Annotated in this window: 2 protein-coding genes; both read left to right on the top strand. The window is 70.7% G+C overall.

Annotated elements, in window-relative coordinates:
• Window positions 1-151 precede the first annotated feature (151 nt).
• On the top strand, window positions 152-1,054 hold the full coding sequence (locus J8N05_RS28025; RefSeq protein ID WP_210887520.1) for a proline iminopeptidase-family hydrolase: 903 nt from the start codon (window positions 152-154) through the stop codon (window positions 1,052-1,054).
• Window positions 955-11,850, top strand: coding sequence for a type I polyketide synthase (locus tag J8N05_RS28020; RefSeq protein ID WP_407699938.1), 10,896 nt, complete (start codon window positions 955-957; stop codon window positions 11,848-11,850). The genes J8N05_RS28025 and J8N05_RS28020 overlap by 100 nt, the downstream gene beginning before the upstream one ends.
• The last annotated feature ends 35 nt before the right edge of the window (window positions 11,851-11,885 follow it).

Below are 11,885 nucleotides of genomic sequence, written 5' to 3'. Positions count from 1 at the left end.
CCCCCTGGACATAGGGGGTGGCCGGGCCACTTCAGGGGAGTTCCCGGAGCTGTTCCCTAACTAGTGTCGTGATGACCGCCGCGGCCTGTCGACCGGCCGCGGCGGGCAATGGACGGCGTGCACGTGAGACCAGTCGAACGGGGTGATTGAGGTGTCGTTGGCTCCCCATGCCAAGGGAAGCGTGCCATTCGGCGCGTACGAGACCTGGTATCGCGTCACGGGCGACCTGCGCGCCGGCGGGCCGCCCCTGGTGGTCGTCCACGGCGGGCCGGGCAGCACCCACGACTACCTGCGCTCTCTCGCCTCGCTCGCCGAGCTGGGGCGGCCGGTCGTGCACTACGACCAGATCGGAAACGGCGGCTCCACCCACCTTCCCGGACGGGGCCCGGAATTCTGGACCGTGGACCTGTTCCTCGACGAACTCGACAACCTGCTGAACAGGCTCGGAATCGCCGAGGACTACGTACTGTTCGGCCAGTCCTGGGGCGGCATACTCTCCGCGAAACACGCCTCGGCGCAGCCGCCGGGCCTACGGGCACTGGTCATCGCCAATTCCCCCGCCTCCTATGTTCTGTGGCGCCAGGAAATGAAAGTCCTGCGGGAACTGCTGCCGCCCGGGGTCGACGAGACACTGGCCCGCCACGAGGCCGCGGGAGACACCGACAGCGAGCAGTACCTCCAGGCCATGACGGTCTTCTACAACAGGCACGTGTGCAGGCTCCGGCCGTGGCCGCGCGACTTCGTGGCGACCCTCATGGAGATCCAGAACGACCCCACCGTCTACCGCACCATGAACGGCCCGAGCGAGTTCCATGTCACCGGGACCCTGCGGGACTGGTCGGTGGAGGACTGCGTCGCCGACATCGAGGTGCCGACACTCCTGATCTCGGGCCGGCACGACGAGGCGACGCCCGCGACGGTGCGGCCGTTCGCCGAACTGATCCCCGACGTCCGGTGGGAGGTCTTCGAGGAGTCGAGCCACCTGCCCCACCTGGAAGAGCCCGAACACTTCACACGGGTGATGGCCGACTTCCTCAACGAGTTCGGAGGCTGAACGTGGACGCGTCCGCCGAGGAGATCATCGAGGCGCTCCGCGACTCGCTGCTGGAGAACGAACGGCTCCGCCAGAACAACGGACGCCTGGAGGCCGCCGCCACCGAACCGGTGGCGATCGTGGGCATGGCCTGCCGCTACCCCGGCGGTGTCACGTCCCCCGACGACCTGTGGCGGCTCGTCGCCGAGGGCACGGACGCCGTGTCCGGCTTCCCCGCCGACCGTGGCTGGGACACCGGGCGCCTCTACGACCCCGAGCCCGGCACGCCCGGCAGGAGCTATGTGCGTGAGGGCGGATTCCTGCTCGACGCGGCCGGGTTCGACGCGGCCTTCTTCGGGATCTCGCCGCGTGAGGCCCTGGCCATGGACCCCCAGCAGCGGCTGCTGCTGGAGACGTCGTGGGAGGCCCTGGAGCGCGCCGGCATCGACCCCGCCTCCCTGCGCGGAGGCCGCACGGGCGTGTTCGCCGGTGTGATGTACCACGACTACGGCACCAGCTCCAGCAACGGAAGCATCGTCTCGGGCAGGGTCGCCTACACACTGGGCCTTGAGGGCCCCGCGGTCACCGTCGACACCGCCTGTTCCTCCTCACTGGTGGCCCTGCATCTGGCGATACGGTCGCTCAGGTCCCAGGAATGCTCGCTGGCACTGGCCGGTGGCGTGACCGTGATGGCGACCCCTGAGACGTTCGTCGACTTCAGCGAACAGCGCGGACTCGCCCCCGACGGCCGCGTCAAGGCGTTCTCGGCCGCCGCCGACGGCACGGGCTGGGGCGAGGGCGCAGGGATGCTGCTTCTGGAGCGGCTGTCGGACGCCCGCCGCAACGGCCATCCGGTGCTGGCGGTGGTGCGGGGCACGGCGGTCAATCAGGACGGCGCCTCGAACGGCCTGACCGCGCCGAACGGGCCGTCTCAACAGCGGGTGATCCGGCAGGCGTTGGCCACTGCCGGTCTTGGCACTGCGGATGTGGACGCGGTGGAGGCGCATGGTACGGGGACGACGCTGGGTGATCCGATCGAGGCGCAGGCGCTCTTGGCGACGTACGGCCAGGACCGGGTGGACGGGCCGCCGCTGTGGTTGGGGTCCGTGAAGTCGAACATGGGGCATGCGCAGGCGGCGGCCGGTGTGGCCGGGGTGATCAAGATGGTGCAGGCGATGCGTCATGGGGTTCTGCCGCGCACGTTGCATGTGGATGCTCCGTCCTCGCAGGTGGACTGGTCGGCGGGGCGGGTGGAGTTGCTGACGGAGGCGCGTGAGTGGCCGGAGGTGGAGGGTCGTCCGCGGCGGGCGGGGATCTCCTCGTTCGGGATCAGCGGGACCAACGCCCACGTCATCATCGAGCAGGGTCCGGCAGAGCAGCGGGACGTACCGGGTGCCTTGGACGACCTGGACGACCGGCCGTCCAACTCGGGCTCCGACTCGGGCTCGGGCACGGTGCCGTGGGTGCTGTCCGCGCGGAGCAGGGAAGGGCTGCCCGCTCAGGCCGCGCGGCTCCGGGACTTCGTAACGGACCGTCCGCTGCTGCGCCCCACCGACATCGGGTTCTCACTGGCGACGTCACGCGCGCTCTTCGAACACCGCGCGGTGGTGGTCGGCCGGAACCGCGACGACCTGCTCGCCGGCCTGCGCACATTGGCCGAGGGGGCCTCCGGCGCCAGCGCTGTCAGTGGGGTCGCGGGCTCCGGCCGGACGGCGTTCCTGTTCTCGGGGCAGGGGGCGCAACGGGTCGGTATGGGAAGGGAGTTGTACGCGTCCTTCCCGGTGTTTGCGACCGCGTTCGACGAGGTGTGTGCCGCCTTGGACCTGCATCTTGATCGGCCTGTGCGTGAGGTGGTGTGGTCCGAGTCGGAGTTGCTCGGGCGGACGGTGTTCGCGCAGGCGGGGTTGTTCGCGGTCGAGGTGGCGTTGTTCCGGCTGCTCGAAGAATGGGGTGTGCGTCCTGATTTCCTGGCGGGTCATTCGATCGGTGAGCTTTCCGCTGCACACGTGGCCGGGGTGTTCTCGCTCGGCGATGCGGCCAGGTTGGTGGCTGCGCGGGGTCGGTTGATGCAGGCGTTGCCGTCGGGTGGGGCGATGGCTGCCGTCCAGGCTTCCGAGGACGAGGTCGTCCCGCTGCTTGACCTGGCCTTGGCTGATATCGCGGCGGTGAACGGTCCGGATGCGGTGGTCGTTTCCGGTGTCGATGCCGAAGTCGCCCGTATCACGAAGCACTTCACGGAACTGGGCCGTCGGACGACTCGTCTGCGTGTCTCCCACGCGTTCCACTCGCCCCTCATGGATCCCATGCTGGAGGCTTTCCGTGAGGTCGCCGAGAGTGTCACCTACGGCAAAGCCTCCATACCTGTGGTGTCCCATCTCGGCGGTGCGGTTGTCGACGCGGAAGCGTTGGGTTCGGCGGACCATTGGGTGCGGCACGTCCGTGAGGCGGTCCGATTCGCCGACACCGTAGGGCACTTGGAGTCCGAGGGTGTCACCCGGTTCGTGGAGCTGGGGCCCGACGGCGTCCTGACCGCGATGGCGCGGCAGTGCGTACAGCCCGAGGCTGAGGCCGACGGCGGTACCGGCACCCCCACCGGCGCCGGTGTCCTGGTGGCGACGCAGCGGAAGGACCGCCCCGAGCCCGAGACACTCCTCCTCGCGGTGGGGCAGCTGCACACCGCGGGCGTATCCGTCGACTGGCGGGCCGTGTTCGCGGACCGGGACGCGCGACCGGTCGAACTGCCCACCTACGCGTTCCGGCACGAGACGTACTGGCTCGACTCCACCGCCCAGGACTCCGATGTCTCCTCCGTCGGGATCGACCCGGCGGACCACCCGCTCCTCGGCGCCGTAGTGACGACACCGGACTCCGGTGGCGTGGTGCTGACGGGCCGCCTGTCGACGGCCACCCGGCCGTGGCTGGCCGATCACGAAGTGCGGGGCACCGTACTGCTGCCGGGCAGCGCGTTCGTCGAACTGGCGATCCGGGCCGGTGACGAGGCCGGCTGCGACGTCCTGCGCGAGCTGACACTCGGTGCACCCCTGGTGCTGCCTGAGCACTGCGGTGTCGCCGTACGGGTCGTGGTCGGCGCGGCCGACGCGTCCGGCGACCGCAGGGTGAGTGTCCACTCCAGGCGCGAGGACACCCCCTCCGGCGAGGACTGGACACGGCACGCCGACGGCACGGTCGGCACCGGCTCCCCGGCCTCGTCGCCCCCGTCCGACCTCGGCACCTGGCCGCCCGCGGACGCCGCTCCGGTGGATCTGGCCGAGGCATACGAACGCCTCCGCGACGAGGGCTACGCCTACGGACCCGTGTTCCAGGGGCTGCGGGCGGCGTGGCGGCACGGGGACGACCTGTACACCGAGGCCGTCCTGCCCGATGAGGCGCGGGCCGACGCGGCACTGTTCGGTCTCCACCCGGCACTGCTCGACGCCGGCATGCACGCCGAACTGCTCGACACGGACCGGCGGGGCGGCAGGACACTGCTCCCCTTCGAGTGGACCGGCGTGACCCTGCATGCCTCCGGCGCGTCCGCGATCCGAGTGCACACCAGGCTGGGGCAGGGCGACGGGCCCACGAGCATGACCGTGACCGACGAGAGCGGACATCCGGTCCTCACCGTCGAGTCGCTGGCCTCCCGGCCGGTGGCGTCCGACCTGACCGGCCACGCGGGCGGCGGACCGAGCGACGTACTGCTGCGGACGGAGTGGACCTCGCGACCGGTGAACGGGTCTCCGCTGAACGGGTCCGCCACCGCCCGCTGGGCGGTGCTCGGCACCGACCGGGACCGCGACCGGGCCGGACTGCCGGCCGACGTGCCCGCGTACGCGGACCTGACCGCGCTGGGCGGGGCGCAGGTCCCCGACGTCGTGCTGTGGTCGCTTCCCACGGACACCGGGGACGTCCCGGCGGCCGTCCGCACGCTGACCCACAAGGCACTGGACGTCGTGCAGGGATGGCTGGCCGACGAACGGTTCGCCGCCTCCCGCCTGGCGGTGGTCACCCATGGGCCCACGCTGGTCCAGGCACCGGTCCAAGGGCTGCTGCGCGCGGCCCAGGCGGAGAACCCCGGGCGCTTCGTCCTCGTCGACGTGGACGGCCGGGACGCCTCACTCGACATCCTGCCCGCGGCGATTCTGTCGGGCGAGCCCGAAGCGGCCTTGCGAGAGGGCGAGTTGCGGATACCTCGGCTCACCGAGATCGACACATCACGCGTGCCGCGACTGGTCGAGGTGGAGCCGGTGGTGTCGTCGGTGTGGGGTGGTTCGGGGTCGGTGTTGGTGACGGGTGCGTTCGGTGCGTTGGGCAGCCTCGTGGCGCGGCACTTGGTGGTGGGGCACGGTGTGCGGCGTCTCGTCCTGGTCGGGCGTCGGGGATCGCGGGCCCCCGGAGGCCCGGAGCTGTGTGCGGAACTGACCGGGCTCGGCGCCGAGGTCGAGGCGGTGGCGTGTGACGTCGCCGATCGGGATGCGGTGGCGGCGTTGGTTGCGGGTCGTGTGTTGTCGGGTGTGGTGCATGCGGCGGGTGTGGTGGACAACGGGTTGGTGGGTTCGTTGTCTGCGGGTCGGGTGGGTGGGGTGTTGGGTGCGAAGGCTGATGGGGCTTGGTTTTTGCATGAGTTGACGCGGGATATGGGGTTGTCGGCGTTTGTGTTGTTCTCGTCGGTGGGTGGGTCGTTGCTGGCGGCGGGGCAGGGTGGTTATGCGGCGGCGAATGTGTTTTTGGATGCGTTGGCTGCGTATCGGCGTGGTGAGGGGTTGGTGGGGACGTCGTTGGCGTTCGGCCTCTGGGACGTCGACACGGGCGTGGACCCGGCCGATGCGGAGCGGCTGGCCCGCCTGGGCATGCCCGCGATACCGGCCGACAAGGGCCTGGAACTGTTCGATGCCGCGCTGCGTACGGACGACGCCGTGCTCATGCCGCTCCGCCTGGACAGGGCGGCGTTGCGGGCCCGCGGCGACGACGTACCGGCTCTGCTGCGCGGCCTGACCGGCGGCACCCGCCGTGCCGTCCGCGCCCGGACGGAGAACTCCCTGCGCATACGCCTGACCGGATCGACCGCTGAGGAGCGGGCCACCACCCTCCTCACACTCGTACGGACCCAGGTGGCGGCGGTGCTCGGTCATGCCTCGCCGAAGGCCGTGGAGGCGGATCGGGCCTTCAAGGAGTTGGGTTTCGATTCGCTGTCGGCGGTGGAGTTGCGGAACGGGTTGCGGGCCGAGACGGGGCTGGCGCTTCCGGCGACGCTGGTTTTCGACCATCCGACGGCGCGAGCCGTGGCGACCTATCTCGACGCCGAGTTGTGGGGTGAGAGGGGCGGTGTCGCGGCGGGCTCGGCCGCGGAGATCGAGGTCGTCGTGCCGGTGGACGACGATCCGGTGGTGATCGTGGGGATGGCGTGCCGTTATCCGGGTGGTGTGGCGTCGCCCGAGGATCTGTGGCGGCTGGTGGCGGAGGGTGTCGACGCGGTGTCGGCGTTTCCGGTGGACCGGGGCTGGGATGTCGAGGGTATTTATCATCCCGAGCCGGGGAAGCCGGGCAAGACGGTGGCGCGGGAGGGTGGTTTCCTTTACGACGCTGCGGAGTTCGATGCTGATTTCTTCGCCATTTCGCCGAGGGAGGCGGCGGACACCGATCCGCAGCAGCGGTTGCTGTTGGAGGCGTCCTGGGAGGCGTTCGAGCGGGCGGGGATCGATCCGCACACCATGCGCGGCAGCCGGACCGGGGTCTTCACCGGACTCATGTACCACGACTACGGATTCCGGGCCGACACCGCCAGCACCAGCGGCGGAAGTCTGGTCTCCGGCCGGGTCTCGTACGTATTCGGCTTGGAAGGGCCGGCCGTAACCGTCGACACCGCGTGCTCGTCGTCGCTGGTGGCCCTGCACCTGGCGGCACAGGCACTGCGCTCAGGTGAATGCTCCCTGGCACTGGCCGGCGGCGTGACCGTGATGAGTACGCCGAACATGTTCGTCGAGTTCAGCCGACAGCGGGGCCTGGCACGGGACGGCCGCTGCAAGTCGTTCTCGGACGCCGCCGACGGTGCGGGCTGGGCCGAGGGGGTGGGCGTCCTGCTGGTGGAGCGGTTGTCGGACGCCCGGCGCAACGGCCATCCGGTGCTGGCGGTGGTGCGGGGCTCCGCCGTGAACCAGGACGGCGCCTCCAATGGCCTGACCGCGCCCAACGGGCCGTCCCAACAGCGCGTGATCCGGCAGGCCCTCGCCAACGCCCGCCTGTCGTCCGACCAGGTCGACGCCGTGGAAGCACACGGTACAGGGACGACGCTCGGCGACCCGATCGAGGCGCAGGCCCTCCTGGCGACGTACGGGCAGGACCGTCCGCAGGACAGCCCGCTGTGGCTGGGATCCATCAAATCGAACATGGGGCACGCGCAGGCGGCGGCCGGTGTCGCCGGAATCATCAAGATGGTCCAGGCGATGCGTCATGGGGTTCTGCCGCGCACGTTGCATGTGGACGCTCCGTCCTCGCAGGTGGACTGGTCGGCGGGGCGGGTGGAGTTGCTGACGGAGGCGCGTGAGTGGCCGGAGGCGGAGGGTCGTCCGCGGCGGGCGGGGGTCTCCTCGTTCGGGATCAGCGGGACCAACGCCCACGTCATCATCGAGCAGCCCGACATGGAACAGGCCGAGGTCCCCGCCGAACCGGAAGGGCCCGCCGACCACACCGATTCGGGTGTGGTTCCGTGGATGGTCTCCGCCAGGACAGCCGAGGCACTGCGGAGCCAGGCGCAGCGGTTGCACACCCATCTGCTGGCCCGCCCCGAGGACGACCTGTTCGATGTCGGTCTCTCCCTGGCGACCTCGCGCACCGCGCTGGAGCGGCGCGCGGTGGTGCTCGCGGAGGACAGGGCCACCGCTCTCGACGGCCTGGCCTCGATCGCCGCCGACGAGCCCGGCCCCGACGTGGTCCACGGCGTCGCCTCCACCGGCGCGACGGCGTTCCTGTTCTCGGGGCAGGGGGCGCAACGGGTCGGTATGGGAGGGGAGTTGTACGCGTCCTTCCCGGTGTTCGCGACCGCGTTCGACGAGGTGTGTGCCGCCTTGGACCTGCATCTTGATCGGCCTGTGCGTGAGGTGGTGTGGTCCGAGTCGGAGTTGCTCGGGCGGACGGTGTTCGCGCAGGCGGGGTTGTTCGCGGTCGAGGTGGCGTTGTTCCGGCTGCTCGAAGCGTGGGGTGTGCGTCCTGACTTTCTGGCGGGTCATTCGATCGGTGAGTTGGCGGCGGCGCATGTGGCGGGGGTGTTCTCGCTGGGCGATGCGGCGCGGTTGGTGGCTGCGCGGGGTCGGTTGATGCAGGCGTTGCCGTCGGGTGGGGCGATGGCTGCCGTCCAGGCTTCCGAGGACGAGGTCGTCCCGCTGCTTGACCTGGCTTTGGTCGATGTCGCGGCGGTGAACGGTCCGGATGCGGTGGTCGTTTCCGGTGTCGATGCCGAAGTCGCCCGTATCACGCAGTACTTTGCGGAGTTGGGCCGTCGGACGACCCGTCTGCGTGTCTCCCACGCGTTCCACTCGCCTCTCATGGATCCCATGCTGGAGGCTTTCCGTGAGGTCGCCGAGAGTGTCACCTACGGCAAAGCCTCTATACCCGTGGTGTCCCATCTCGGCGGCGTGGTTGTCGACGCGGAAGCGCTGGGTTCGGCGGATCATTGGGTGCGGCACGTCCGTGATGCGGTTCGATTCGTCGACACCGTAAGGCACTTGGAGTCCGAGGGTGTCACCCGGTTCGTGGAGCTGGGGCCCGACGGCGTACTGACCGCGATGGCTCAGGCCTGTCTGCGCGACCCGGACGAGGTGCTCACCGTCCCCGTAATGCGCAAGGACCGGGCCGAGCCGCCCGCACTGTTCGCCGCCGTCGCCCGACTGCATACGACCGGTGCCTTCGTCGACTGGCGCGGAGTGTTCGCCGGACGCGGTGCCCGCCGTGTGGAGCTGCCCACCTACGCCTTCCAGCGCAAGCGGCACTGGCTGGACACCCAGGCGGTCTCCGGTGACGCGTCGGGCCTCGGACAGGTGGCCGCCCGGCATCCTCTGCTCGGTGCCGTGGTCGTCTCGCCCGACTCGGACGGCCTGGTCCTGACGGGCAGACTGTCGACCGACACCCAGCCATGGCTGGCTGGACACCAGGTGCTCGGCACCGTCGTGTTCCCCGCCTCGGGCTTCGTGGAACTGGCGATCCGTGCCGGGGACCAGGTGGGATGCGACGTCCTGGAGGACCTGGCCATCGACGGGACGCTGACCCTGCCCGCGAACGGCGGTGTCGACGTCCAGGTCGTGGTCGCCGAACCAGGCGAGTCGGGGGAGCGGTCGTTGACGATCCACTCCCGCCGCGACGGCGGGCCCTGGACCCGGAACGCCACCGGTGTCCTCGGCTCCGGTGCCCCGGACCCCGACTTCGACCTCACCGCGTGGCCGCCCGCGGGCGCGGATCCGATGGACGTCGACGGCCTCTACGACCGGCTCGCGGAACTCGGCCATGACTACGGACCTGCCTTCCAGGGGCTGCGGGCTGCCTGGCGCCGGGGCGGTGAACTGTTCGCCGAGGTCGCCCTGACCGAGGAGAGCGACGACTACTTCGGGCTCCATCCGGCGCTCCTCGACGCGGCGACCCACCTTCAGGCGTCGTACGACCATGACCATGACCATGACGACCAGGTCGACCAGGTCGATCAGGGCGACGAGAGCGACCAGGGCGAGAACCGAAGCGGGCCGAGGCTGCCGACCGCGTGGAACCGTGTCGTCCTGCACGCCGCGGGCGCCACATCCCTCCGCGTCCGACTGGTGCGCACGGAGCAGGACAGCGTGTCCCTGCTCGCGGCCGACGAGACGGGCAGGCCCGTCCTGTCGGCGCGGTCGCTCACATCGAGCCAGGTGTCACCCGCCCAACTCGACGCCGGAGCCGGCCCCGACGGGTTCCTGGACTCGCTGTTCCGCATGGACTGGAAGCCGGCTGCCCCGGTCGCCGCGACTGCCGCGGACGAGGTGTCCTGGCTGCCCTGGGAGGACATCGGCGACGCCGGCGACCTCCCGGACGGAGTCCCCGGCATCCTCGTGGTGTCACCGGAACCCGGCGACGACGCCGAGAGCGTCCACAGCACCACCCGACGGACACTGCGCGTCCTTCAGGACTGGATGGCCGACGAGCGGCTCTTCGCCTCCCGGCTCCTGGTCGTGACGCGCGGTGCCGTGTCCCTGCACGGCGAGGACGTGACGGACCTCGCGGGCGCCGCGGTCTGGGGCCTCATCAGGGCGGCCCAGCTGGAACACCCCGGCGCCATCGTCCTGGCCGACGTGGACGAGCCCGCCGACAGCGCCGCACTCGTTGCGGCGGTCGTCGCGACGGACGAGCCGGAACTCGCCGTCCGCGCGGGTGTGACCTACCGGGCACGGCTGGCCCGGGTGCCGGTGCCCGAGCGGCCCGAACCCGCCCGCCCCGCTTCCGCCACCGACCACAAAGGCACCGCCTTCGGCCCTGAAGGCACCGTGCTGATCACGGGAGCGATGGGCATGATGGGCCGGCACGTGGCCCGCCACCTGGTGACCGCCCATGGAGTCGGCCATCTGCTGCTGGCAGGCCGCCGCGGCATGGCGGGCGCCGGCGCCGCCGAGCTCCACGACGAGCTGACGGCCCTCGGCGCGACCGTCACCATCGCCGCCTGCGACGTCTCCGACAAGGACTCCGTCGCCGGGATGCTCACGGGAATCGACCCCGCGCACCCGCTCGTCGGTGTCGTGCACGCGGCGGGTGTCCTCGACGACGGTGTCATCGAGTCGCTGACCCCGGAACGGATCGACGCGGTGATGCGCCCGAAGGTGGACGCGGCGTTCCATCTGCACGAGCTCACCCGCCACCTGGACCTGTCGGCGTTCGTGCTGTTCTCGTCCGACTCCGGCGTCTTCGGCAACGGCGGTCAGGCGAACTACGCGGCGGCGAACACCTTCCTGGACGGGCTGGCCGCCCACCGTCGCGCCGCCGGACTCGCCGCCCAGTCCCTGGCGTGGAGTCTGTGGGCCGACGCCAGCGAGATGACCGCGCAGCTCAGCGAGGTCGACCGGCTGCGGATGGACCACATAGGCATCGTCGGGATGTCCGCCGCCGTGGGACTGGAACTGTTCGACACCGCCGCGACCGTGGACGAGCCGATACTCGTCCCGATCAAGCTGAACGAGTACGCCGCCCGCGCGAACCCCGACGAACTGCCCCGCAAGCTGCACGGCCTGTTCGGGGGCGCCTCGCGCCGGACCGTACGGGCACGGTCCGACGGTGGCGAGGCACTAGCCCGCAGGCTCGCCGGTCTGGCCGCACCCGAACGCGACGAACTGCTCCTCGACCTGGTACGGGAACGAGTGGCCACGGTCCTGCGCCGCGACTCCGCGAGTGACGTGGAGCCGGACCGGGCGTTCCGCGAGCTCGGCTTCGACTCGCTCACCGCCCTGGAGTTGCGCAACACCCTCAACGCCGCGACGGGCCTGAGGTTGCCCGCCACGCTGCTGTTCGACCATCCCACCGCCCGCGCGGTGGCCAAGGAGATCGGCACCACGGCCGGTCCCAGGGAGGACGACCCGGCGCGGCCCCTCCTCACGGAGATCGAACGGCTCGAAGCCGCGCTCACGTCGTCGGCGCTGACCCCGGCGGTCGACGGCGCACGCTCCCGGATCACCGCGCGACTCGAAGCGCTTCTGCGGTCCTGGCGGGACGGACACGACCGGCCCGCCGAGACGGAAACGACCAGCGACCCCGAATGGGCCACCGACAACGAACTGTTCGAGGCCCTGGACAACGAACTCGGCATCTCCTGACACCTGATTCGCGTCTTCCTGCGAGATTGGCTCAC

Source organism: Streptomyces liliiviolaceus (genome assembly GCF_018070025.1).
Taxonomy (GTDB): domain Bacteria; phylum Actinomycetota; class Actinomycetes; order Streptomycetales; family Streptomycetaceae; genus Streptomyces; species Streptomyces liliiviolaceus.
The sequence above is the reverse complement of the archived record's forward strand: the minus strand, read 5'-3'. Positions and strand labels throughout refer to the sequence as shown.